Origin of the sequence: Photobacterium lucens (assembly GCF_009873615.1) — a bacterium.
GTDB lineage: Bacteria > Pseudomonadota > Gammaproteobacteria > Enterobacterales > Vibrionaceae > Photobacterium > Photobacterium lucens.
The window spans coordinates 1-25,611 of record NZ_SSMG01000096.1 but is presented as its reverse complement, the minus strand read 5'-3'; the positions used below and the strand labels follow the sequence as shown (position 1 = coordinate 25,611).

At 41.1% G+C, this 25,611-nt stretch carries 18 protein-coding genes; 15 read left to right on the top strand and 3 right to left on the bottom strand.

Going from position 1 to position 25,611, the window contains the following annotated elements:
- Window positions 1-46 precede the first annotated feature (46 nt).
- The 4 genes from E5A76_RS05070 (at window position 47) to E5A76_RS05055 (ending at window position 5,563) form a co-directional block, all read left to right on the top strand.
- The gene (locus E5A76_RS05070) at window positions 47-1,960 is read left to right on the top strand and encodes a nucleoside-diphosphate sugar epimerase/dehydratase (protein WP_161118283.1); all 1,914 of its coding nucleotides are present in this window, start codon (window positions 47-49) and stop codon (window positions 1,958-1,960) included.
- Between the two features lie 74 nt (window positions 1,961-2,034).
- Window positions 2,035-2,475: an arsenate reductase/protein-tyrosine-phosphatase family protein gene (locus E5A76_RS05065; protein WP_161118282.1), complete on the top strand. Its 441-nt coding sequence runs from the start codon at window positions 2,035-2,037 to the stop codon at window positions 2,473-2,475.
- A gap of 177 nt (window positions 2,476-2,652) precedes the next feature.
- The gene (locus E5A76_RS05060; protein ID WP_161118281.1) at window positions 2,653-4,029 is read left to right on the top strand and encodes an MBL fold metallo-hydrolase; all 1,377 of its coding nucleotides are present in this window, start codon (window positions 2,653-2,655) and stop codon (window positions 4,027-4,029) included.
- 235 nt (window positions 4,030-4,264) lie between these two features.
- On the top strand, window positions 4,265-5,563 hold the full coding sequence (locus E5A76_RS05055) for a glycoside hydrolase family 18 protein (RefSeq protein ID WP_161118280.1): 1,299 nt from the start codon (window positions 4,265-4,267) through the stop codon (window positions 5,561-5,563).
- Window positions 5,564-5,662: 99 nt separating this feature from the next.
- Here E5A76_RS05055 and mnmC read toward each other — a convergent pair whose 3' ends face one another.
- Entirely contained in the window at window positions 5,663-7,726 is a 2,064-nt protein-coding gene (gene mnmC / locus E5A76_RS05050; protein WP_161118279.1) for a bifunctional tRNA (5-methylaminomethyl-2-thiouridine)(34)-methyltransferase MnmD/FAD-dependent 5-carboxymethylaminomethyl-2-thiouridine(34) oxidoreductase MnmC, read from the bottom strand.
- Between the two features lie 351 nt (window positions 7,727-8,077).
- Between mnmC and fabB the strand changes: the two genes are divergently transcribed.
- The 11 genes from fabB to purF all read left to right on the top strand — a co-directional run bounded on the left by fabB (window position 8,078) and on the right by purF (window position 23,661).
- Complete coding sequence (fabB, locus tag E5A76_RS05045) at window positions 8,078-9,292, top strand: beta-ketoacyl-ACP synthase I (protein ID WP_161118278.1); 1,215 nt, start codon at window positions 8,078-8,080, stop codon at window positions 9,290-9,292.
- Between the two features lie 215 nt (window positions 9,293-9,507).
- Window positions 9,508-10,674, top strand: a complete 1,167-nt coding sequence (locus E5A76_RS05040) for a nucleotide sugar dehydrogenase (protein ID WP_161118277.1) — start codon at window positions 9,508-9,510, stop codon at window positions 10,672-10,674.
- 20 nt (window positions 10,675-10,694) lie between these two features.
- Complete coding sequence (locus E5A76_RS05035; protein ID WP_161118276.1) at window positions 10,695-11,870, top strand: 4-phosphoerythronate dehydrogenase; 1,176 nt, start codon at window positions 10,695-10,697, stop codon at window positions 11,868-11,870.
- Complete coding sequence (locus E5A76_RS05030; RefSeq protein WP_161118275.1) at window positions 11,867-12,880, top strand: aspartate-semialdehyde dehydrogenase; 1,014 nt, start codon at window positions 11,867-11,869, stop codon at window positions 12,878-12,880. Before E5A76_RS05035 ends, E5A76_RS05030 begins: the two co-directional genes overlap by 4 nt.
- A 249-nt stretch (window positions 12,881-13,129) precedes the next feature.
- Complete coding sequence (locus E5A76_RS05025) at window positions 13,130-17,296, top strand: FimV/HubP family polar landmark protein (RefSeq protein ID WP_161118274.1); 4,167 nt, start codon at window positions 13,130-13,132, stop codon at window positions 17,294-17,296.
- Between the two features lie 199 nt (window positions 17,297-17,495).
- A complete protein-coding gene (gene truA, locus E5A76_RS05020) occupies window positions 17,496-18,281 on the top strand; it encodes a tRNA pseudouridine(38-40) synthase TruA (RefSeq protein ID WP_107165477.1) in 786 nt (261 codons plus the stop codon).
- Window positions 18,282-18,421: 140 nt separating this feature from the next.
- Entirely contained in the window at window positions 18,422-19,351 is a 930-nt protein-coding gene (gene accD / locus E5A76_RS05015; protein WP_008987677.1) for an acetyl-CoA carboxylase, carboxyltransferase subunit beta, read from the top strand.
- 186 nt (window positions 19,352-19,537) lie between these two features.
- Complete coding sequence (folC, locus tag E5A76_RS05010) at window positions 19,538-20,797, top strand: bifunctional tetrahydrofolate synthase/dihydrofolate synthase (RefSeq protein ID WP_161118273.1); 1,260 nt, start codon at window positions 19,538-19,540, stop codon at window positions 20,795-20,797.
- Window positions 20,798-20,847: 50 nt separating this feature from the next.
- Window positions 20,848-21,516 carry a cell division protein DedD gene (gene dedD, locus E5A76_RS05005; RefSeq protein WP_161118272.1) on the top strand — a complete coding sequence of 223 codons (669 nt, stop codon included), beginning with the start codon at window positions 20,848-20,850 and terminating at the stop codon, window positions 21,514-21,516.
- Between the two features lie 62 nt (window positions 21,517-21,578).
- On the top strand, window positions 21,579-22,070 hold the full coding sequence (gene cvpA, locus E5A76_RS05000; protein WP_008987674.1) for a colicin V production protein: 492 nt from the start codon (window positions 21,579-21,581) through the stop codon (window positions 22,068-22,070).
- Between the two features lie 73 nt (window positions 22,071-22,143).
- Window positions 22,144-23,661, top strand: coding sequence for an amidophosphoribosyltransferase (gene purF / locus E5A76_RS04995; protein WP_161118271.1), 1,518 nt, complete (start codon window positions 22,144-22,146; stop codon window positions 23,659-23,661).
- A 74-nt stretch (window positions 23,662-23,735) separates the two neighbouring features.
- Here purF and E5A76_RS04990 read toward each other — a convergent pair whose 3' ends face one another.
- Together E5A76_RS04990 and E5A76_RS04985 are read right to left on the bottom strand one after the other, a co-directional pair.
- Entirely contained in the window at window positions 23,736-24,338 is a 603-nt protein-coding gene (locus E5A76_RS04990) for a Yip1 family protein (RefSeq protein WP_161118270.1), read from the bottom strand.
- A gap of 224 nt (window positions 24,339-24,562) precedes the next feature.
- Window positions 24,563-25,447 carry a LysR family transcriptional regulator gene (locus tag E5A76_RS04985; protein WP_053987078.1) on the bottom strand — a complete coding sequence of 295 codons (885 nt, stop codon included), beginning with the start codon at window positions 25,445-25,447 and terminating at the stop codon, window positions 24,563-24,565.
- Between the last annotated feature and the right edge of the window lie 164 nt (window positions 25,448-25,611).

The window sequence follows — 25,611 nt, the reverse complement described above, 5'->3', positions numbered from 1 at the left end:
AATGGCCTATTTTAATATTTATATCTAAAGTTAATATTGAGGCTATATGTCGTTCATTGATGCATTTTTCTCAATACCGCGTGTATATAAAAGACTTGTGAGCGTGTGTATTGATTTATTGTTTGTACAAATTGCTTTTTGGGGGGCTTTTTGGACACGACTGGGTGACTTTGACGAATTCCATAAAGTTGAATATTGGTACCTTGTTGCTTTTCTTTCTGTAGTAACTATTTTTTGTTTTAGCAGAATTGGCTTCTATCGCGCAATTCTTCGATATCTTAGTATTAATGCTTTATTTACATTAATTACTGGTGCATTACTTTCCACTGTAGTCTTTGTACTTACTACTTATTTCTACAACATTTGGGTACCAAGATCTGTTTCTGTTATTTATTTCGGTTACCTATTTGTGCTAACTGGAGGCGCTAGAGTATCTGTTCGTATGCTTTTTGCTCAGCGGAGTATGAAACGAAAACCAAATGTGATTATTTATGGTGCGGGTGTAGCAGGTCGCCAATTAGTAAATTTACTACGTCAAGGCGATGAGTTAAATCCAATCGCTTATATTGATGATAATAAGAAATTACAAAACTCAGTAATTCAAGGTTTGAATGTTTATCATCCATCTAAATTAGCACGTGTAGTTAATAAAGGAGATGTTAAGCAGATTTTATTGGCGATTCCGAGTGCTAGTCGTTCTCAACGTCGTGCTATTGTTGAATCATTAGTTAATTTACCTGTAGAAGTGCTTTCTATACCTAACCTTGATTCTATTGTTCATGACAATGTATCTCTTGATCAGTTAAGAGATGTTGCCATTGAAGATCTTTTAGGTCGTGAACCTGTTAAACCTCGTGAAGATTTAATGTCGGCAAATATAACAGATCAAGTCGTAATGGTTACTGGTGCTGGTGGCTCTATTGGTTCAGAGTTATGTCGTCAGATTGTTAAGTGTAAGCCTAAGACGTTATTATTATTTGAGCTTTCTGAGTATTGTTTATACAGTATTGATAAAGAGTTATCTGAATATGTTTTGAAACGTGGATTAGATGTAGAAATTGTTCCTTTATTAGGTTCTGTTCAACGTATTAACCGCTTAGAAACAATAATGAAAACTTTTCATGTTGATACTGTTTACCATGCTGCAGCATATAAGCACGTACCGATGGTTGAGTATAATGTTGTTGAAGGTGTAAGAAATAACGTTTTTGGTACTTTCTATACTGCACAAGCAGCGATTAATGCAGGGGTATCTTCTTTTGTTTTAATATCAACAGATAAAGCAGTACGACCTACAAATGTAATGGGTACAACAAAACGTATGGCTGAGCTTGGTCTACAAGCGCTAGCTTCTGAGGAAGTGAAGAAGACATCAGGTACACGCTTTTGTATGGTACGATTTGGTAATGTGCTCGGTTCTTCTGGTTCTGTTATTCCACTTTTTAAGCGTCAAATTAAAGAAGGTGGTCCAATAACCATTACTCATCCTGATATTATTCGTTACTTTATGACTATTCCTGAAGCAGCACAGTTAGTTATCCAAGCTGGTGCAATGGGTAAAGGTGGTGATGTTTTTGTCCTGGATATGGGGCAACCAGTTAAGATTGTTGATTTAGCCGAGAATCTAGTGAAGTTATCTGGACTAGAATTGAAGACTGAAGATAATCCATTTGGTGATATTGAACTTAAATATACGGGCCTTCGTCCTGGTGAGAAGTTATTTGAGGAGCTATTGATTGGAGATAATGTAGGCGAAACCGATCATAGCCGAATAATGACGGCTAATGAGCGCTTCTTATCTTTAGACGAGTATCAGCATATTCTAGATTTATTGGATAAAGCTTGTCATGATTTTAAACATGAAGATATTCGTCAAATTTTGCTTGATGCACCAACTGAGTTTAAACCAACAGATGGTATTGGTGATGTAGTTTGGAAACGAAATCAGCAAAATAGTTAATCTAACTACATATTAATTAAGGCCAATTGTTATAAAATAATTGGCCTTTTTTATATATTTAAACGGAGTTAACCATGTTTAACAAAATCCTCGTGGTGTGCGTGGGTAACATTTGTCGCTCGCCAGCGGGAGAACGTATTCTGCAAACAAAACTGCCGACTAAATGCGTTGCCTCTGCGGGTATTGCGACGCAAAAAAGTGGGCTAGCTGGTAAGCCTGCAGATGCGATGGCATGTGAAGTGATAGCACAATATGGTTTTGATTTATCAGGCCACCAAGCGCAACAACTGACATCTGAATTATGCCGAGATTATGATCTGATTTTGGTGATGGAAAAAGGACATATTGATGCAGTAACCAATATTGCACCAGAAGCGCGAGGTAAAACCATGCTGTTTGGTCAATGGATTGGTCAGCGGGATATTCCTGATCCATATCGTCAAAGTCGTGAAGCGTTTGAGCACTCTTTAACTTTAGTCGATCAAGCTGCGCAAGCTTGGGCAACTAAGCTGTAATTATTATTTATAAATTAAATAATTTGTTTGATTAAGTAATGTGTTTTTTATGTGCTACATAGTTTACTTTCGTTGATTTCGTGAGCCTGCTCTGATTCTAGTTGTTAATATTTTTAACATGATAATAGCTCTGTCATTATCATCAGATTGGATAAAATATAAGCACAAGGATCAAACGTGGATATTATTCACCATGGGGCGAAAACTGGTGTGACAGGTTCATGTCACGAGCTTGTCATTGGTAGTAGTAGTTTATTAATTGATTGTGGTTTGTTTCAGGGTAAAGAAGCAAATAGCAGAAATTTTGATATTGAGTTTGATATTGAACACATACAAGCACTGTTACTGACCCATTGTCATATTGATCATGTCGGTCGTATTCCTTGGTTACTGGCTGCGGGGTTTACGGGCCCGATTTATGCGACGGAAGCAACGGCGGCGTTGCTTCCGTTGATGTTAGAAGATGGACTAAAAATTCAGCTTGGATTGAGTTCTGCTCAATGTCAGCAATTTACCCAGCTTGTAAAGAAAAAAGTTCGCCCTGTGCCTTATGACTGTTGGGCTAAATTAGTGTTATTAAATGGCGAAAGTGTGGCTATACGTTTTCGTCAAGCTGGGCATATTTTAGGCTCTGCTTATATTGAGATTAAATTGCCAGATCAACGTACCGTTGTTTTTAGCGGCGATCTTGGTCCTTCAAATACTCCTCTTTTATCTGATCCTATTTCTCCCTTATCGGCAGATGTGCTTGTTTTAGAAAGTACATATGGCGACAAGTCTCATCATGATGTGATTGAGCGTGAATCGCAATTACGTCAGTTAATTGAACACTCTTTACGAGATGGTGGTGCGATCTTAATTCCTGCATTTAGCGTCGGTCGAACGCAAGAACTATTGTTTGATATTGAAAATATTTTGGCTGATGTCTTATCCGGTTCGAGTCATGATAATGAGCATCAAAAAGTATGGAAGACATTGCCTGTTATTCTTGATTCGCCATTAGCGCAGAAAATTACAGAGCAATATCGACATTTCCAAGAGTTATGGTCAAAAGAAGCGAAAGATCGACGTTATATTGGACGTCATCCATTAGCGTTTGAGCAATGTATTACCATCGAGAAGCATCAAGATCACGTAGAGCTTGTTAATCGATTAAAACATTCTGGTGAACCTGCCATTATTGTTGCTGCCAGCGGTATGTGCTCCGGTGGACGTATTATGAACTATCTTGAAGCATTGCTACCTGATGTTCGAACTGACGTGATCTTGGCTGGTTTTCAAGCTATCGGAACGGTTGGAAGGCAGTTGCTTGATCAAAACAATCAGATAGTGATTAATGATAAAATCGTTGAGGTTAACGCAAAAGTTTACGGTTTATCAGGTTATTCTGCTCACGCTGCGCAAGATGATTTAGTTAAATTTGTGGAGCAGATAGAAGACGGCCCTTCAGTGATCCGAATTGTTCATGGCGATAAAGAAGCACAATCTCGTTTGGCCGATAAGCTGAGAGTGAGTCGACCTGATGCAGAGATCGTTATTGCCGCTGAATTATAAAGCTAAGCAAAAGATCTCATATTAACTTTTCATCATATTACATTTCTAACATAACTAAGAGTTCTATCGAAAAAATACGCTATTTTTTGTTTCGATTAGCTTTTAGTTATCCCATCTATAAAGTGTTCACACTATGTTTATTCTTACTTTTTAGGTTATTGCGTTGCTGCAGTTCCGAGATCATCGTTGAAGCAAAAGCATATGCCGTAAATCAATTGATGAGTAAGGAAACATCATGAAAGCGATTTTACCTTTTGCTATTGCTGCTGTATTCACTAGTCCTGCAGTTAATGCACAAACGCCTGTTGTTGCAGGTTACTTTGCTGACTGGCAATACAGCAATGAAGCTAACCCTTATACGGTAAAAGACATTCCAGCCGATAAGCTAACCCATGTTATCTATGCGTTTTTAAGTATGTGTGGACCACATAATGGGGCGAGTGAGGCTGTTCAGCAGCAAATCAAAACAGCGTGTAAAGATAAAGCGCCTTTTAGTGCAGTCATTGTGGATCAAGTATCGGCGTTAGAAAAAGATTTTGGACCAACGAAAGTAAAGGTGGATTACAAAGGTCACTTTGCGCAATTAAAAGACTTAAAAGCAGATAAACCTGAATTGAAAATTTTATCATCTTTTGGCGGTTGGACAATGTCAGAACCGTTTCATGCTATGGCAAAAGATAAAGCCGCGATTGAACACTTCTCTAAAACAGCCGTTGAGCTGATTGCGCAATATGATTTCGTTGATGGTATCGATCTCGATTGGGAATACCCAGGTGGTGGTGGCCTCACAACGTCTCCTTGGAACCCTGAAACTAAATTGTCTGATGAGCAAAAGGCGGCAGAAAAGGAAGCGTATACGCACTTGGTGAAAACACTACGTACTAATCTTGATAACTTAGAGAAGAAAACCGGTCGTGAATATGAATTATCAACGGCTGTTGGTGTTGGTAGTAAAGCTGAATCGATAGATTGGGCTGCTGTTGCACCACATTTAACCAATATGTTTGCGATGACTTATGACTATTTAGGTGGATGGGGAACACAGACTGGTCACTTAACGAATCTTCATGCGACCGATAACGGTTGGTGGGGAATGGGTACTGATGTGTTTGTTAACAAGATGATTGAGCTAGGCATTCCTGCTAATAAATTGGTTGTGGGTGCGGCATTTTATGGTCGAGGCTGGGAAGGAACAAAAGGGTTTGATGGTAAGGTCTTACCTAAAGAGCTTTCCTCAGCAAAAGGTGCAAGTTTTGGTACTTCTGATACAGAGCCGGGCTTCTTTATGTATTGGGATTTAAAACGTAATTATACCGAAGCTCAAGGTTATATCGCAGGTTATGATGATAAGGCAGAAGCTCCTTATCTATGGAATGCAGAGAAACAAGTTTTCATTAGTTATGATGATGCTCGCTCGGTAAAAGCCAAAGCCGATTGGGTGAAGAAAAATAAACTTGCTGGCTTATTTGTTTGGGATCTGTCTGGCGATGAGAATAATGAATTAATGAATGTGATGGCGAGTGAACTGAAGTAGTTAGCAATAGGTAACTCAAAGTCATAATAAAACGCCATGTAGGTATTCGCTCATGAATAAAAATGAAACGAATGAACATGGCGTTTTTACTTTTGCTAATTAGGCATCAAGCGTGGTAAGTGCTTTGCCTTTTACTAATCTTCTTACCCACATACGGCCAGGGTGAAGTGCTTCAAGCACACTAAGTGGTAGCGGTAATGGATCGCCACAAATTTGTGACGCTAAAACTTCGCCCAGTAATGGTGCTGAACTTAATCCTCGAGAGCCTAAGCCAACAATCGCAAATAAGTTGTCATAGATAGGGACTTCTTCGGCATGCTCTTGGGTTTCTTTTAGGTTATGGTATTGCGCTAATAAATCGTCGTAACGACATACGTTGCCGACAAAAGGTAGATGATCTCGGGTGGCACATCGAATTCCTACTCGGGCGCGCTCTTTTATTTCAAAGCCATCAATGTCTATTGCTTTAGGCCATTCAACGGATGGTAAACAATTAACTAAGCGTTGCTTATTATCTTGTTGATCGTCTTCATTAAACGCTAGTTCGACATTACGACGATCATAGCTAGCACCAATACAGTGACTTTGGGTTTTGCTATTTACTGGTGTGAGGTAACCATCGTAACAAAGTACGGTTTTTAGCTGCCCTAATGAAGGATTGGTTGGTACATGACTCACTTGACCACGAACAGAGGAAGCGGGGATCGCCTGAGTTTGTGGATATTCACTAAAACGATGACCACTTGCTAAGATCACGGTGTGATGTTGCGCTTGGCTACCATCAGTGAAATGTAGTTGCCATTGTTCATCAGACAGCTGCTCAAGTGACTGTACTGCTTGTTGTGTTTTAAGTGTGAGTTTCCCTTCATTCACAGCATGTTCAATTAACGCTGTGGTTAATTCTTTTGGCGATAGCCAACCACCTAACGGGTAATGCACGCTGTCAAAACCGGTTTCAACACCTGTGGTTTGTTCGGTTTGTGCTTTATCTAGCTTATGGACTAACTCTGAAGTAAAACCACCGTCTAACATTTTTTCAAGTTTAACGGCTGACTTTTCGTCATAAGCCAATTGAGTAACACCACACCAGCTATGGCTAAATTCAAGCTCAGTGGCGGCTTGTTCAACTAACTGTTTAGCGTAGATAAATGCGGTTGAGAAAAAGCGAGATACCGCATCATTGTTACCGTTTAATAAAGGGTAGACTGCGCCTTGGCGGTTACCGGATGCACCATCTGCAAGCTCGCTATCTGCACAATATAATGTCACCTTTTGACCTCGGCGGATCAAAGCAAGTGCCGTGGTTGCAGAAGCAATACCGCCACCAATGATAGCAATATCTGAATCACTGTTTGTTTGTGCAGCTCTGTTGTACCAAGGTTTCACATTCGTACTATGCTGACGTTCAATAACCTTGCCAACAATCATTTCACGTTTAGTACCAAACCCTTTGGCTTTTCGCATCTCAAAGCCCGCTTCTATTAGGCCGCGACGAACAAAGCCGGCAGCGGTGAAGGTTGCGACAGTACAATCTTGGCGCGCCATTTTAACCATGCCGTTAAACAAGTTTTGATTCCACATTTCAGGGTTTTTACTTGGGGCAAAACCGTCAAGGAACCACGCATCGATAATGCCGTCGTTACCGACCCAAACTTGCGGCATACAATCTTTGATATCACCAAACCATAAATCTAGCGTGATCATGCCATCTTCTAATACGATACGATGACAATCTGCAATGGCTGGTGGGTAGTGAGCGTGAAGTTGCTCAGCAAGCTCAGCCAGCTCAGGCCATGACTGGTGTGCTTTAATTAAGTCCTGCTTAGTAACGGGATATTTTTCAAAACTGATGAAATGTAGCTCTGAAGTGACAGAATTTGGGTGTTGCGCACGGTATTGTTTGAAAGCTTGCCAAACAGCAAGGAAATTTAGCCCTGTGCCAAAGCCTGTTTCAGCAATGACGAAGCGACGGTTTTCACCTTCAATCCAGCGCTCTGGTAAACCATTTTGCTTGATAAAGACGTATCGGGTTTCTTCTAATCCATTAGCGTTTGAGAAGTAGACATCATCAAAGTTATTCGATACTGGCGTTCCCACGTCATTCCAATCGAGAACGGCATTTTCAATTTGTGGGGTAGACTTTTCATTCTGTGGACAAGACAAAAGGGGAAACCTCTTAAATGATTAACAGACTGTATGTGATAAATCGTCTGAAATAGCAGCAGCTTTGCGATAACATACAGCGAGAAATGGCAATTTTGAGCCGATTGTACCCGAATATCAGGAAAGCTGACCACTTTTTAGCGTTAAAGCCGTTATAGTCGATGGGCTCAAATACATTGAGAAAACTTTAGCAAAATAACAGCCAAACAGCTTTAAGATATGATGTTCCGTTAAATACGGTATAATTGCCGACAAGAACGCGCATCTTAAAGCCGTTTGGGAGTAAACCCGCCGGATAACGATGAATTATCACGGTAAGGCTATATCCATTAATATTAGTAGGAAGTCATCATGAAACGAGCCGTAATTACAGGCATGGGGATTATATCTAGTATCGGTAACAATGTTGCTGAAGTACTAGAGTCACTGAAGACAGGCAAATCAGGCATTAATTTTTCTGAGCAGTTCGCAGAGATGAAACTACGCTCAAATGTTTGGGGTGATCTGAAAATTAACCCATCAGAGCACATTGACCGTAAAAAAATGCGTTTCATGGGCGATGCAGCGGCTTACGCTTACCTATCAATGGAACAAGCAATTGCTGACTCTGGTTTAGCTGAAGAGCAAGTATCTAATGAGCGTACAGGTCTTGTGGCAGGTTCTGGTGGTGCGTCATCTCATAACCAATACGTTGCGGTTGATACGCTACGTGAAAAAGGCGTAAAGCGTGTTGGTCCTTACATGGTGCCTCGTACGATGTCTTCAACGGTATCTGCATGTCTTGCAACACCATTTAAGATCCGTGGTGTGAACTACACAATGAGCTCAGCTTGTGCAACGTCAGCACACTGTATTGGTCACGCAGTAGAACTTATCCAACTGGGCAAACAAGATGTTGTGTTCGCTGGTGGTGGTGAAGAGCTAGATTGGTCACTAACCATGATGTTTGATGCAATGGGTGCACTATCGACTAAGTACAATGATGAGCCAACTAAAGCTTCTCGTACTTATGATGCTGATCGTGATGGTTTTGTGATCTCTGGTGGCGGCGGTATGGTTGTTATCGAAGAACTAGAGCACGCACTTGCACGTGGCGCAAAAATTTACGGTGAGATCGTAGGTTACGGTGCGACGTCTGATGGCTACGACATGGTTGCTCCATCAGGTGAAGGTGCGGTGCGTTGTATGAAGATGGCAATGCAAGATCTTGATGGTCCTGTTGATTACATCAATACACACGGTACATCAACACCAGTAGGTGATGTGAAAGAGCTAGGTGCTATCCAAGAGCTATTTGGTGAAAATAGCCCTGCAATTTCTGCAACTAAAGCTATGACAGGTCACGCATTAGGTGCGGCAGGTGTTCACGAAGCGATTTACTCAACGCTAATGCTTGAGCACGGTTTTGTTGCGCCAAGCATCAACATCGATAACTTAGATGAAGCGGCACAAGGTCTTGATATCGTAACTGAAAAGCGTGACGTTGAACTGAAGACGGTAATGTCTAACAGCTTTGGTTTTGGTGGTACTAACGCAACGCTAGTGATCAAGAAATACGAAGCGTAATTAAACCAGATGTAGATTAACTATAGCGTTAATTGGATTGATAGAAGAGCCATAAAGTGATTTATGGCTCTTTTTTTAACTATATGTCAACATTGAAGAATTATTAACAGGTTAATATAGTGGTTTTGTTCTTTTTAACGTATTTTCAGTTAAACTAGTAGCCAGTTAGCAAAGGGAATAATTGCCATTTGCACATTAGTTTACTGAGGTGAAGTATGAAAATTACAGTTGTGGGTACTGGCTATGTAGGCCTATCTAATGCAGTGCTTTTAGCTCAACACAATGAAGTAGTAGCGTTAGACATTGTTGAAGACAAAGTTACGTTAATTAATCAAGGTTTATCTCCGATTGTAGATAAAGAGATTGAAGCATTCTTACAACACAAGACATTGAACTTAGTGGCAACAACGGATGCTGATCATGCTTATGATGGCTCTGAATTTGTCATTATTGCCACACCTACCGATTATGATCCTGCTACTAATTACTTTAATACCAACTCAGTTGAAGCAGTAATTAAAGATGTGATGATAAAAAATCCATTGGCAACCATGGTGATCAAATCAACTGTACCTGTCGGTTACACTGAAAGTATCAAAAAGCAATTTGGTATTGATAATATTATCTTCTCACCTGAGTTTTTACGTGAAGGTCGTGCCCTTTACGATAACTTGCACCCCTCTCGCATTATTGTTGGTGAGCGCTCCGAGCGAGCAGAAACTTTTGCAGGTTTATTAAAGCAAGGTGCTGAAAAGCAAAATATAGCTGTGCTGTTTACCGATTCTACTGAAGCGGAAGCGGTGAAGTTATTCTCAAACACTTATCTTGCAATGCGTGTGGCCTATTTTAATGAGCTTGATAGCTACGCAGAAGCATTAGGTTTAGATAGTCGCCAAATCATTGAAGGTGTCGGCTTAGATCCACGTATTGGTAATCACTACAACAATCCATCATTTGGCTATGGTGGTTACTGCCTGCCAAAAGATACCAAGCAATTGCGAGCGAATTACCGTGATGTGCCTAATAACATTATTGGTGCGATTGTGGATGCGAATACCACCCGTAAAGATTTTATTGCTGATTCAATTATTGCAAAGCAGCCAAAAGTAGTAGGTGTTTATCGATTAATCATGAAGTCGGGTTCTGATAATTTCCGCGCATCCAGTATTCAAGGCATCATGAAGCGCATTAAAGCTAAAGGTATTGAAGTGGTGGTGTATGAGCCAGTGCTTGAGCAAGATGACTTCTTTAACTCAAAAGTGATTAAAGATCTGGAAGCATTTAAAGCGATGTCTGATGTCATTGTCTCAAACCGAATGGCGGTTGAGCTGGATGATGTGCAAGAGAAAGTTTATACCCGAGATCTGTTCGGGGCTGATTAAGCAAAGCAAGGAAAGCCTGAATGAAAATCCTTATTGATGAAAACATGCCGTATGCATTTGAGTTGTTCAGTGAACTGGGTGAAGTCGTAGCTAAACCTGGTCGCAACTTAACTGCTGATGATTTGATTGGGATTGATGCCCTAATGATCCGCTCGGTAACCAAAGTTAATGAAAGTTTGTTGGAAAAAGCCGACAAGTTGAAGTTTGTTGGTACGGCAACGGCAGGACAAGATCATGTTGATCAGTCGCTATTGGCTGAGCGTGAGATCACTTTTACGGCGGCTCCTGGTTGTAACAAGGTAGGGGTTGCTGAATATGTATTAAGTAGCCTCATGGTGTTAGGGCAACAGCAAGGCTTTTCTATTTTCGAACGTACGGTTGGTATCATTGGTGCAGGTAACGTTGGCTCATATTTAGCGAAATGTTTAGATGCTTTGGGCATTCGTTATTTACTCAATGATCCACTAAAACAAGCCGAAGGCGATGAGCGTGAATTTCATTCCCTAGAAACCTTGTTGGCGGAATGTGATGTGATCACCACACATACGCCATTAACCCGTGAAGGTGAATATCCTACCCATCATCTTGTTGATGCTGATTTTATTGAAGCACTAAAGCCAAATGCGATTTTGATTAATGCCGCTCGTGGCCCTGTGGTGGATAACCAAGCCCTAAAAGCAGCATTAATGGCATCAAGTAACGGGACAGGAAAACTACTTACCGCAGTTTTAGATGTGTTTGAACAAGAGCCGCTGGTGGATTTGGAGCTGTTACCTTATTTAGCCTTTGCAACGCCACATGTTGCAGGTTACGGCCTTGAAGGTAAGGCTCGTGGTACTACCATGGTATTTAATCGATTCTGTGAATTTTTAGGTTTAGATAAACAGGTTGAAGCGAGTGAGCTATTACCTGTTGCGCCAGTTCCACAAGTTCAACTGAGCCGTCAATGGGATGAAGCTACGTTATTTAGCCTCACTCAATTGGTTTATGATGTACGTAAAGATGATGGTATTTTCCGTCGTCAGATGCAGCAAGCTGGTGATGATAACAGCAAAATGGCGACCGCTTTTGATCTTATGCGAAAAAACTACTGGGATCGTCGTGAATATAGTGCGATTACAGTAGCGGGTAAGGCTGATTTTGAGGTAGAGTCGCTGGCTAAATTAGGTTTTACAGTAGTAGAGGTAACTCAATGAGTCAGGAATATGATATTGCAATACTCGGCGCAACGGGCGCTGTTGGCGAAGCGATGGTCGAGGTATTAGAAGAGCGCAATTTTCCTGTTCGCAATCTTTACTTGCTGGCAAGTGAGCGTAGCTCAGGCAAAGTACTTCGTTTTAAAGGCAAATCGATCCGCGTTAAAAACGTAGAAGAGTTCGATTGGGGTCAAGTTCAAATTGCCTTGTTCTCAGCAGGTGCAGAGGCTTCTCGTCATTGGGCGCCAATTGCTGCCGATCATGGTGTCGTGGTTATCGATAACACATCAGAATTCCGTTACGAATACGATGTACCGCTGGTTATTCCTGAAGTGAACCCAGAAGCGATTGCGGATTACCGTAACCGTAATATTATTGCGAACCCAAACTGTTCGACGATTCAAATGCTAGTTGCTTTGAAGCCAATTCAAGATGCTTACGGTATTGATCGTATTAACGTTGCAACTTACCAGTCTGTTTCAGGCTCTGGTCGTAAAGGTATTGATGAGCTTGCAGGTCAAACAGCGAAATTGCTAAATGGCTTACCAGCTGAAAACAGTGCTTACGATAAGCAAATTGCATTTAACTGTTTGCCTCATATCGATGAGTTTCTTGATAATGGTTACACCAAAGAAGAAATGAAAATGGTGTGGGAAACACAAAAAATCCTAGGTGATTCAAGTATTCGTGTTAATCCAACATGTGTACGTGTTGCTGCATTCTTCGGTCACGCAGAAGCGGTTCACGTAGAAACACACCAACCGGTTGTGGTTGAAGACGTGGTAAACATGCTTGAAAATACTGATGGTATCGAAGTGTTCCATGGTACTGATTACCCAACACAAGTAACGGATGCGGTAGGTAAAGATCACGTTATGGTTGGTCGTATTCGTGAAGATATTAGCCACCCTTGCGGCGTGAATATGTGGGTTGTTGCCGATAACGTTCGTAAAGGCGCAGCAACAAACAGTATTCAAATTGCTGAAAAGCTGATTGAAGAATATTTGTAAAAGAAATAAAAAGAAGGAGTGAGAAATTGCTCCTTCTTCTTTTCCATGATCTTACTGGTAAAACACTAAGTAGTCCCTTGACATATAAAGTGAGCTAGCAAGAATTATCCGTTATGACGTTAAGTTTTGCTCAATGTCGCCGTTACATGTTCATTATGGTTTACGTGTAATAACTGTATTATTTCGAAGGGTATTTTCGGATAAAATGCTTTTCGTCCTATTTATCTCTGCCAGAGAGGAACGCAGGCAGTGTCTGATATTCCAAAGATCTTAAAGCGCTTTATTGTGCCGGTAGCCTTCGTTACCATCTCATCTTATCTACCTGTGGTGAATGCCAATACCGTTCGTATTGTTGGCCCATCGAATGAGGATGGATCCTATTCGCAAGCCACTCGCAGTTTAGCTACAGCGCCATCGTTGCGCACTCTTTCACAGTCGACATCGGCACAATCTTCAGCACGTCGTTATGGTCCTACAGGGGAAAAAGAAACCTTGTGGTCGATTGCTTCGCGCCATCGCCCTAATACATCGGTTTCTGTCTACCAAGTGATTGGTGCGATTTATCATGTAAACCCGCAAGCGTTTGAAAATAGCAATATTCATGGTTTAGTACCGGGTAGTTATTTGGTAATGCCAACGCTGAGCCAAATTAACAATGAAAAAGAAAGTTTGATCCGTCGCCAATTAGAGGCAGACAAAAAGCGCGCACCTTACCTAAAAACAACACCTAAGCCTAAACGCGTTGTTAAATTAAAGCCAAAGCCGGAAGAATTAAAAACAATTCAAGCCGAGAAAAAAGCCAAGGAACAAGCGGCGACGCCAAAAATTAAGCCCGCTGATACGGTTGTAAAGCCAATCGCGCCTAAGCCTGCAAATACAGCACAACCAACACCAGAGGTATCGGCTAAAACAATTGAAAAAGCAGTGGCTGCAGCAACAACGGCAGCGGCTGTTAGTACTGTTACACCCAACACAGCAACGGGTGCAGAAAAGCCCACGGAAACAGTAGCATCAGATGTGAAAACAGCCGATGTGACAAGTACTGATTCTGTAGAAGCTATCCCTGCAAAACCAGAACTATCTGATCAGCAGCAAGCGTTAACTGATGAACAAATGACTAAGCTGGTGGAGAGTAATCACCTGCTACGTTTACGTTTAGCTGAGATGCAGCAAGAAGTTGAAGCATTAAAAGATCAAGTTAAAGATAGCGATGATGTACGCCAAGAACTGCTAACTTTCTTAGAGCAACAAAAGCAGCTGCAAAATGCGCCACAACCTGTGACGCCACCTACCTCAACTTGGTTTGATTCACTGGCTAATAATCCATGGGCTCTCGCAGCTGCAGGGATTATCCCAGGCGGTTTAATTGCAGCCTTATTAGCTTTCTTCTTATTACGTCGTAAAAATGAAGATGAACAGGATGAAGTGAAGTCGCTACAAGCACCTGACGCAACAGCGACAGACAATGCACCAGTAGTGGTTCCGCCTATGGATGGTAAAGAGACTGATTCAGAAGATGCTGATGATTTAGATGATCTGTTTGCTGACGATGATTTATTTAATGATCCTGATTTCACATTAGAAATTGATGAGAAAGATGAGCAATCAGATAAAGTTGAAGAGAAAGTTTCTGATCCTATTGCAGATTTTACTGATGAAGTTGCTGTTGGAACACCATCTCAAACTGATAATGCGGCAGATGAGATTGAATTTGATGATGTATTTGAAAATAACGTCAGCAGCAGTATTTCAGTAAAAGGTGATGACGCTATCGGTCTTGAAGACATGGAGCGCGCACTTGATGAAATGGATAATGAAGAGAGCGAGCCAAGTGCTGATGAAGCGTTAGCATTGATGTGGGAGAAATCGCTCAATGATGCAGCTAAAGACGATGATACTGCAGATATCAGTAATGATGAGTTTGATTTATCACACGAAGACTTTGATCTAAGTGAAGCTGATAATGCAGACGATAAGACTCAATTACATTCGGAAGATGAAGAATTAGAAAACGGTCTGCTAGAGCAATCGTTACTTGATGAGATTTTGCAACAAGCTGAAGCGCATAATCAGGATCAATCAGTTGATACACAAGAAGATAAAGTCGAGTCAAATGCTGAAGACGCATCTAACGCTCTATCAGAAAATGTTGCACAAGATGAACTGGATGCTTTATTCAATAACTTCAGTACAGATCTGCCTGAGTTTGAACAAACAGATGAAGCAGTGGCAGAAGACAACCTTGATGATGAAACCATTTTTGAAGAGGGTAGCACTGCATTATTAGATGATTTGGTGGAAGATGATGAGTTAAGCAGTGATATAGAGCTTGAAGAAGACAGCACCGCCTTACTTGACGAATTACTGCTCGATGATGACGAAAAAGCGCAAGCGGAAGATGATTTTGAAGTCGCAGAAGACAGTACAGATCTGCTTGATGAATTACTTCACGATGATGAAGAGATAGATTCTTTCTCTGATAATAATGTCGCACTTGATGAATCTAGCACCGAGTTACTTGATGAAATTTTATCTTCACAGCAAGAAGAGTCTACAAAAGAGTCTCAGCCTCTCGTTGAGAATATTAAAACAGGGCAAGATGAAGCTGTTTCAGATCTTGAGGATGTGATTGAAAATACTAATGATTTGAGTGATGAGAAACAAGAAGATGCTCTAACAAAAGCAGAAGCGCCACAGCAAGATACTAAAGTATCTGAATCATTAGTGATATCTCAAGCTGAAAATGAAGCTGAGTTTGATGCTTTGTTTGAAGATGCATTTGCTGACGAAAGTGCAGAATCTGTTGCTTCTCAAGGTGGCAATGAGCCTAATAACTCAGAAGAGCTACAACAACTGTCTGCGGCAAGTGAGCAGAAATTTGATGAAATCTTAGATGATGTATTGGACGAAGCTTTTTACCGTCAATCACTTGATAGTGATATTAAACCATTAACAGTTTCTGATTTAGAGCGCGAATTGGATGAGCAAGATGCACTTGCTAATCATCTAGTAACTGACTCAGGTGAGTCTGAACAAGCAATCTCGGTCGAAGACTTACCTGTTTTTGACGAAGAAGAAGCGCTAAAGGCTTTTGATGGTGAAACATATCAGCAGCCAAAAGAAGATGCTGCTCATAATGATGTGTTGTCATTAGATGATTTGCCAGAGTTTGATGAGCAAGCTGCATTTGACGATCCAGAAGCAGAGCCATTGGATGAAACAACATTTAATAACGATGTTGATGAACAAATTGCACTTGATAATGTGATCCGTCAGCTCCAGCAGGCAGCAGAGGCGGCGGAGCAATATAAGCCTAAAGCCGATTTTGCCTCCAATGTCGATATAACGACAGATCATACCGAGTTAGAGAGTACTTCTGCACAGCTTGAATCTGATAAAGCATTATCACCATTTGATACAGCGCAGCATGATAGTTACCCATTTGAAAAGCTAGATCCCGCGAGTATTCCTGAGTTTGATGAAAGCGAAGCGCTGCAAGCCTCGTTAGATGAGCAACACGAACTTGAGCAATATGAAATTGAACAAGGACTTCGTTTACCTAACGAAGAAGTGGCTTATCGTGGCGAAAAAACTGTGGTACTTGATCAGCTTGATCAAAATATGGTTGATTCTGCTGGTCTTGATATGGATGCGTTGTTATTCGATGAATCATTATCTAATGAACAACAACCAGATCTGCAAGCGTCTAAAGATACTGAGCAATCACAGCAGGCTGAACAATTCACTGAAAAAGCAGTGACGCCAGAATTTGCGAGTGCTGTTAATCAAGAGCCTTCATCACAAACAACACAAAAAGTGGAGCGTTCAGGATTAGGTTTAGAAGATGATGAGCGTGATGGTTTATTAACGCAAGATATTGCTGATGATATTAGCACTCAAGCATTTGCTGATGAGCTGTCTGATGATGATGCTAAAGTTTGGCAGACGTCAGCATCAGAGCCAGAATTAGAGCAAGAAGATTGGACTCAACAACCCCAGTTAGTGAAAGAGGACTTGGAGACATTATCGTTAGAGTCTGAATTTTCCCTACGAGATAGTGATGTGAGGCAATCAGCGAGCAGTGAATTGCTAGGCGACAGTGAAAAAGCCGTGGAGAAGCCAACTTACATTAGTATTGAAGAGCTAATGAAAGATGATCCTTTGCATGAGCAAGCTGATCCTGATGCTAATCCGCTGAACTTAGAAGTAGGGCTGGATGATTATCCTGAGATGTTAGCTAGTATTGCTGAATACGATGTTGATACCGCTGGTGAGTATGCAAGCAAGCTCGATTTAGCGAAAGCCTATCTTGAAATGAATGACAGCGAAGGGGCTGTTGGTTTGCTTGAAGATATTGCTAAAAATGCTGAGCAAGCATTACAGGATGAAGCGAAAAAGCTGTTATCTAGAATTTAAATGTAGCGGTAAATTATAAATAAAAAGCACGGTAGATGATCTATCGTGCTTTTTTATTATCTATTGATGTACCTATTCTTATGCTGATACAGCACCGTTCTTTCACTTACCTAGCGAATTACTTATAATTCACCAAAGATGAGGTAAATGGCGTGGTACGCAATTTACATAGGTTTGATTTAGCGAAGTTGAAAGAATTATGCGAATAGCTTTAGGTGTAGAGTACGATGGTGCCAAGTATTATGGCTGGCAACGCCAACGTGATGTAGATAGTGTACAAGAGCGTTTGGAAAAAGCTCTCTCTAAAGTTGCAAACCAGCCCATTGAAGTATTCTGTGCTGGGCGTACTGATGCTGGCGTGCATGGTACTGGTCAAGTTGTTCACTTTGATGTCAATATCGATCGTAAAATGGTGGCATGGACCATGGGGGCGAATGCAAACCTACCTAAAGATATTGCTGTACGTTGGGCAACTGAAGTTAATGAGGACTTCCATGCTCGTTTCACGGCAACAGCCCGTCGTTACCGTTACATCATTTTTAATAATGCGCTGCGTCCGGCTATCTTAGGTGCAGGTGTGAGCCATTACCACGGTCATCTTGATGAGAAGAAAATGCATGAAGCGGGTCAGTATCTTTTAGGTGAGAATGACTTTACGTCATTTCGCGCTGTGCATTGTCAGTCACGTAGCCCATGGCGCAATTTAATGCATCTGAAAGTAACGCGCCAAGGTGATTTCGTGATCATTGATATCAAGGCGAATGCGTTTGTTCACCATATGGTACGCAATATCACAGGTAGTTTGATCAAAGTCGGTAAAGGTGAAGAGAAACCAGAGTGGATCAAATGGTTACTTGAGCAAAAAGATCGCACATTAGCAGGCGCAACAGCAAAAGCAGAAGGCTTGTATTTAGTCGATGTTGACTACCCGCAAGAGCACAATTTACCTCGAGTTCCATTGGGGCCGTTATTCTTAGCTGATTGAGTTAGTTACCTTACCTTGATAAGGTAGTACCAGTTTTTTATCTACAGATTAGCAAGATTGTGTTTTAATCTCTGATCGTTATCCAATGAATTTGTATCTTCGGCCATTGAAGGCGGAAGCATTAAGAATAAAGGTCATTCATGAGCTGGCTTGAAAAGATTCTAACTAAAAGCAACATTGTCTCTTCACGAAAAGTGTCGATTCCTGAGGGCGTTTGGACGAAATGTACCTCTTGTGATCAAGTACTGTACCATGCAGATCTTGAACGCAATCTAGAGGTGTGCCCTAAGTGTGATCACCACATGCGTATGAAAGCACGTCGTCGTCTTGAAACTTTCCTTGACGCTGATACGCAAGTTGAGATTGCCGCAGAGCTAGAGCCTCAAGATAAGCTTAAATTCCGCGATTCTAAAAAATACAAAGATCGTTTGTCTGCTGCACAAAAAGCAACAGGCGAAAAAGACGCATTAGTGGCAATGAAAGGTGACTTACTTGGTCTACCTGTTGTTGCATGTGCTTTTGAGTTCTCATTCATGGGCGGCTCAATGGGCTCTGTTGTAGGTGCTAAGTTTGTACGTGCTGTTGATGCTGCGATTGAAAATAACTGCCCATTAATTTGCTTCTCAGCAAGTGGTGGTGCGCGTATGCAAGAAGCGCTAATGTCATTGATGCAAATGGCAAAGACAAGTGCTGCACTTGAGCGTTTATCTGCCAAAGGTCTACCGTTCTTCTCTGTTCTTACCGATCCAACTATGGGTGGTGTATCAGCATCTCTTGCCATGCTTGGTGATATCAATATTGGTGAGCCTAAAGCACTGATCGGTTTTGCTGGTCAACGTGTTATCGAGCAAACAGTACGTGAGAAACTACCTGAAGGTTTTCAACGTAGTGAGTTCCTACTAGAACACGGTGCAATTGATATGATTGTTGATCGCCGTGAAATGCGTCAGCGTATTGCAGGCTTAGTTGCAAAAATGACTAACCAAGCTTCTCCACTTGTCGTCTCTGTAGATAGCAAGCCAGTAGAAATTGAAGCGAAAGTTGAAGCTGAAGATTCAGAAAATGCATAACCAATTTATTGGTTTATAAAGAAAACCGTTTAGCCATTAGCTAAACGGTTTTTTTTTGCGCGTTTAGCAAGACAAATGCGATTCTGTTGTTGATTCATCGAATTAATCTGATCTGAGATTTAAGTTATAAGAGATTCGATGGTAAATTATGACTTAAGTTAGTTATAAACAAATGAATGAGTTCTCATGTCAGGATTGATGGCACCACAAGCGACAGCCTCGCTTTCAATATGGCTGAAATACCTTGAGCAATTACATACTAGCGCGATAGATCTAGGATTAGATCGCGTTAAAGCGGTTGGGCAAAAGGCTGATTTATTAAAACCAGCTCCTTGCGTTATTACTGTTGCAGGTACTAATGGTAAAGGCTCAACCTGTGCCATGCTAGAGGCTATCTTGATTGAAGCTGGTTATAAGGTTGGTGTTTATAGCTCTCCTCATCTTGTACGTTATAACGAGCGTGTTCGCATCAATAACCAAGAATTAGACGATAGTGAGCACACCAAAGCTTTTGCTAGCGTTGAAGCTGCACGTGGTGATATCAGTTTGAGCCTGTTTGAGTTTGGTACATTATCTGCGCTGACACTATTTAAAACCCATCAGGTGGATGTGGTGGTGTTAGAAGTTGGTTTAGGTGGTCGCTTAGATGCAACCAATATTGTTGATCACGATGTTAGTGTGATCACTAGTCTTGCCATTGATCATGTTGATTGGCTTGGTGATAACATTGATGTGATTGGCTATGAAAAAGCAGGTATTTTCCGCTCAGGTAAGCCTGCTATTTGCGGGCAGCCTCACCCGCCCGCGACAGTACCTGCGCATGCCGATGATATTGGCGCAGAGTTATATCAAGTGGGTTATCAGTTTGAATACCAGGTTGAAGATAACCACTGGAATTGGCAGTGCGGTGCATTTGATTTGACACAGCTACCGTTACCCAATCTTCCTCTTCCTAATGCGGCAACAGCACTAATGGCATTAGGTGCTGCAGAGCTCGATATTTCTGAAGAAAACATCATTAATGGTTTGAAGAAAGCGCAGTTACCAGGACGTATGCAGCGAGTGAGTGAGCAGCCATTAATTATTATGGACGTAGCACACAACCCACATTCTGCTGAGTACTTTGCGAATCAATTAGGCAAAATTAAACAGAAAGAAGGTAAGAGTAAGATCCATGCTGTAGTTGCGATGTTACACGATAAAGATATTGCATCTACGATTGCGGCAATGAAAGATATTGTCGATCATTGGTATCCTGCATCACTTACAGGACCAAGAGCGGCAACCTCTGAAGAGATATTGCAATATTTACCAGCAGATTGTGTAGGTTTTGATAAGCCTGAGACGGCATTTGACCAAGCCCTAACACAGGTACAAGACGATGATATGGTAATCGTCTTTGGCTCGTTTTACACTGTCGGCCAGATCACAAGTCATTTAAGTTAAGTAGTGAAAAGCGCTTTGTTGAAAAGCGTTTAAATAGCATAGGAGTCCATGTGGCGAGCCAATTTCAAAATCGACTAATTGGTACCATTATTTTGGTAACAGTTGGCGTGATTTTTCTTCCTGATCTTTTTGATGGCCAAAAACAACATTATAAAGAGCAGTTCGCAAGTATTCCGCTACAACCTAAAGTAGGAGATCAAAAGGAGCTGGCACAAGTCCCTGATCCTGAAACCGCGAATGCTGAGTTACATAAAGAGCCTGTGACGGTAACGGTTGATAATGGAAAAGAGACAGTTTCATCTTCTCATGCTGATGATAATGAAACTTATACAGTTGAAGAAGATAAGACAGCTCAACCTGCGAAACCTGTTGCGCCAGTAGAGCAACCAAAACCTGTAGTCAAACCACAGCCTAAACCTGTTGAAAAGCCGGCACCTAAGCCTGCAACCGTTAGTAATAGCGATTTGAAAAACAGTGGGTGGATGATCCAGTTAGGTACTTTTGGCAATTTTAAAAATGCGAGTGCGCTAGTGGCGAAGTTACGCCTTAATGGTTATCAAGCACATTTACTGCCTAAAAATGCGCAACCTGGTCAATATGTCAAAGTGGTAGTAGGGCCTGATCTGTCAAAAGAGAAGCTTTTAGCTAAGATTGATGACCTGAAAAAATTAACCGGTTTAAGTGGCAAATTGTATCAATTTAACCCAATAAAACCTTAAGTAAACGTTTGCGTCTTCATTTTTTCTGTTAGAATACGCATCAACAAGACGAATGACACATGATGATCTGGATTGATTATGTAATTTTAGCCGTGATTGGCTTTTCCGCTTTGGTAAGCTTAATCCGTGGTTTTGTTAAGGAAGCACTTTCATTAGTTATTTGGTTTACCGCTTTTTTTGTTGCGAGTAATTTCTACCCGCAATTAGCTGTACACTTTACAAACTTCCATGATGAGATGCTTCGTAACGGTAGTGCTATTGCCGTTTTATTTATTGCAACGCTAATAGTAGGCGCGGTAGTTAACTATGTTATTGGTCAGTTGGTTCAGAAAACAGGGTTGTCTGGCACTGATCGGGTATTAGGCGTAGTTTTTGGTGGGGTTCGCGGCGTCTTAATTGTTGCGGCAGTATTGTTCTTTCTTGATGCCTTTACTGGGTTCGCAAGCTCTGATTGGTGGAAACAATCAAAGCTGATCCCACAGTTTGGTGTTGTGATTGAATGGTTTTTCTCCTACATCAAACATAGTTCTAGCTTCTTACCCAACATTAAGTAGCGCCAATTAATAGCAGTTACCAAGTTATCTTAATTTGGTAACTGTATTTTTATGCACGACGAGGATTTTGGAAATGTGTGGTATTGTTGGAATCGTGGGCTCAACCCCGGTAAACCAGTCTATCTATGATGCACTTACTGTGCTGCAACATCGCGGCCAAGATGCTGCGGGTATTTGTACCTTAGAAAGCAATCGTTTCCGTCTGCGTAAAGCCAATGGCTTAGTACGTGATGTGTTTGAAGCAAAACACATGCAACGCTTACAAGGAACTGTTGGTATTGGTCATGTTCGCTACCCAACGGCAGGTAGCTCTAGTGCATCAGAAGCTCAGCCTTTTTATGTTAACTCTCCATACGGTATATCACTGGCGCATAATGGTAATTTAACCAATGCTGCAGATATTCGAGATACATTATTTGAGCAAGCTAAGCGCCATGTTAATACAACCTCTGACTCTGAAATCTTACTCAATATTTTGGCAAACCAATTAGAGCACTGCCAAAGTTATCCTATCAGCCCTGAAGAAATCTTTACCGCAATTGCCGAAGTTCACCGAATTGTGAAAGGGGCTTATGCGGTTGTTGCTATGGTGATTGGTCATGGTTTGATTGCATTTCGTGATCCTAATGGTATCCGTCCTTTATGTATCGGTAAACGTGAAGAGCAGGGCAAAATTGAATATATGGTAGCATCAGAATCTGTAGCGCTTGATGCGGTAGGTTTTGATTTTGTTCGAGATATTGCACCAGGTGAAGCAGTTTATATTACCTTTGATGGTCAGTTGTTCACCCAGCAATGTGCGGATAATCCACAGCTAAATCCATGTGTGTTTGAGTTTGTTTATTTTGCTCGCCCTGACTCATTTATTGATAAAGTGTCTGTATATGGCGCACGTCTTGCTATGGGTACGAAGCTTGGTGAGAAGATCAAGCGTGAATGGGCTGATGTTGATATTGACGTTGTGATCCCTATCCCTGAAACCTCTTGTGATAGTGCATTAGAGATCGCACGTACACTTGATAAGCCTTATCGCCAAGGATTTGTTAAGAATCGTTATGTAGGTCGTACCTTCATCATGCCGGGGCAGCAAATGCGTCGTAAGTCAGTGCGTCGTAAGTTAAATGCGATCCGCTCTGAGTTTAAAGATAAGAGTGTTCTGCTAGTGGATGATTCGATTGTTCGTGGTACAACATCAGAGCAGATCATCGAGATGGCACGTGAAGCGGGCGCGAAGAAAGTGTACTTAGCATCGGCAGCCCCTGAAATTCGTTTCCCTAACGTATATGGCATTGATATGCCAAGTGCAAATGAGTTAATTGCTCATGGTCGTGAAGTTGACGAAATTTCAAAAATCATTGGTGCTGATGGCTTGATTTTTCAAGATTTGCAAGACTTGGTAGATGCCGTTGCCGAAGGTAACCCTGATATTAAGCTATTTGAAACATCAGTATTTAATGGCAATTACGTAACAGGGGATGTAAATCAAGAGTATTTAGAATACCTCGATGCATTACGTAGTGATGATTCAAAACAACAACGTGAAATCCAACAAGATTTAGCGAATTTAGAATTGCATAATGAAGGCGTTTAAATAGTCATTGCTATGCTGTAAATAAAAGCCGACATGTCTAGCATGTCGGCTTTTTTGTTTTCGTTTCGTACCATCTAGTGTACAAATTCAGGTCCAAAGCCGTAACTCCATAAAATAACAGAAGAAGTGATAATCGAAACAAGGAGCACTAGTCCTGCTGTGACGATAGAACTTGCGTAAATAAAGCCACGCTCTTCAGGAATATGCATCAAAATTGGCACTCCGGTATAAAGTAAATAGACCGAATAAGTAAGCCCTGCAAGTCCAACTAGCATGAGAAACCAAAGATGGGGGAATAACGCCGCCATACTGGTCATAAATAATGGTGTTGCAGTGTACGCTGCTAATTCTATGGCTTGTGTCATGCTCGGTGCTGCACCAAATGTTTTACTCATCCAGTAGGTTAAATAGGCTAATGCAAATACACCTGTGATCAAGGCGATATACATAGCAATAGCCATCGGAATAGCACTGGATGCAGTAAGAAAAATAGGCTCTCCTGCTCCGATATTCCAGCCAATATACACACTGGAAATAAAAGCAAAGATAGAAGGAAACAGTGCAGTAATGAGGATGTGGCTTAAGCAACCACTGAGTAACCCTTCGTGCTTTTTATCGATAGTATGCCATTCTTGTTTTGGATGGGTGTAGATCCCCCAAAGATGTCCCAAAATCATAGTACGCCCCCATAAATTTATTATGTTTGAGTTCGTGATATGTTGTGGCTGTTATTTTTTGCTTGGTCTTATAACGTTTAGTAGGGAACAGAGGGGAGCGCAAGGTTTAGGATTATTTGTTTGCTTGTGATGATAAAAAAATACAGGTAATGAAAAAACAAAATGCCATATTAAAGGGGATAATATGGCATTTAATCGAAGAATGTTGTTTTTTACAATTCTATTTAGTGTTTTTCTAAGTCAAAGTAGTGACTTGCAAAATCAATAAATAAACGTAGTTTTTCTGGTTGATAGTCACGGTGGTTATAAATTAAATATACGTCACGTGGGTTAGCAGACCAGTTTTTAAGTACCTGTACCACTTCACCTGCTGCAATGTATTTTTCTAACATTACATCGGGCATCAAGGTAATACCAAGGCCAGCACAACATGCTTTACGTACAACGTTAAGCTCACTTGCTTCAAAGCGACCACGTTCATTAATCGTTACTGTTTCGCCGTTATGATTATTCAAACGCCAGCGAAGTAATGGGTTACCTTTTAGTAACGTGTGTTCGTGGAGATCTTGTGCATGTTTTGGCTCTGGATTTTTCTTAAGGTAGTCTGGGCTAGCAACAAGAATATCTTTTACTTCATTAATGCGACGTGCAATAAGTGTGGAATCGCGTTGAGGACCGATGCGGAACATGACATCCCAATCGGTAGGGTCAAGTTGATCTGGCTCATTACTCATATACAGCTGAATGCTAATTGCAGGATGCTCTAGCATAAAGGCATTTAATAAAGGTTGAAGCATTACTTTAGTAATGTTTGCTGGTGCAGCAATACGTAGCTTACCCGCTGCTCCTTTACATTCTTCACTAATATGTTCAGTAGTATCTAACAGTTGCTGTAGTAAAGGTGCACAGTCATGGTAGAACTTTTGACCAGCTTCTGTTAGCGACAATTTACGGGCATGACGATTAAGCAGGCGAATATTTAGGCCTTCTTCAAGTGCTTGAATTCGACGTGTCAGTGTTGCTACTGGTACCTGGGTCTTTCTTGATGCAGCTGTATAGCTACCATTTTCCACAACCATGCGGAAGAGATTTAGATCGTCAAGTTTCATAAAAAAGTCATTATTGAACGCTTATGATGTGCAATTGTATAACAAAATGAGTCAAATGCATCACTTTTTATCAAATTTGTATAAGAAAAATCTATCTTGCTCAAGTTTTGTAGAGTTAGTGGATATATCGATAAAAAGCCTGATAATTTGAAGTGTATTACATA

Excerpts from the sequence above, each read along its gene's own strand:
- truA (WP_107165477.1), top strand. The coding sequence starts at position 17,496 with ATGCGAATAGCTTTAGGTGTAGAGTACGATGGTGCCAAGTATTATGGC.
- folC (WP_161118273.1), top strand. The coding sequence starts at position 19,538 with ATGTCAGGATTGATGGCACCACAAGCGACAGCCTCGCTTTCAATATGG.
- E5A76_RS05030 (WP_161118275.1), top strand. The coding sequence starts at position 11,867 with ATGAGTCAGGAATATGATATTGCAATACTCGGCGCAACGGGCGCTGTT.
- E5A76_RS05035 (WP_161118276.1), top strand. The coding sequence starts at position 10,695 with ATGAAAATCCTTATTGATGAAAACATGCCGTATGCATTTGAGTTGTTC.
- cvpA (WP_008987674.1), top strand. The coding sequence starts at position 21,579 with ATGATCTGGATTGATTATGTAATTTTAGCCGTGATTGGCTTTTCCGCT.
- E5A76_RS04985 (WP_053987078.1), bottom strand. The coding sequence starts at position 25,447 with ATGAAACTTGACGATCTAAATCTCTTCCGCATGGTTGTGGAAAATGGT.
- fabB (WP_161118278.1), top strand. The coding sequence starts at position 8,078 with ATGAAACGAGCCGTAATTACAGGCATGGGGATTATATCTAGTATCGGT.
- purF (WP_161118271.1), top strand. The coding sequence starts at position 22,144 with ATGTGTGGTATTGTTGGAATCGTGGGCTCAACCCCGGTAAACCAGTCT.
- E5A76_RS05070 (WP_161118283.1), top strand. The coding sequence starts at position 47 with ATGTCGTTCATTGATGCATTTTTCTCAATACCGCGTGTATATAAAAGA.
- E5A76_RS05065 (WP_161118282.1), top strand. The coding sequence starts at position 2,035 with ATGTTTAACAAAATCCTCGTGGTGTGCGTGGGTAACATTTGTCGCTCG.
- E5A76_RS04990 (WP_161118270.1), bottom strand. The coding sequence starts at position 24,338 with ATGATTTTGGGACATCTTTGGGGGATCTACACCCATCCAAAACAAGAA.
- E5A76_RS05040 (WP_161118277.1), top strand. The coding sequence starts at position 9,508 with ATGAAAATTACAGTTGTGGGTACTGGCTATGTAGGCCTATCTAATGCA.
- accD (WP_008987677.1), top strand. The coding sequence starts at position 18,422 with ATGAGCTGGCTTGAAAAGATTCTAACTAAAAGCAACATTGTCTCTTCA.
- E5A76_RS05055 (WP_161118280.1), top strand. The coding sequence starts at position 4,265 with ATGAAAGCGATTTTACCTTTTGCTATTGCTGCTGTATTCACTAGTCCT.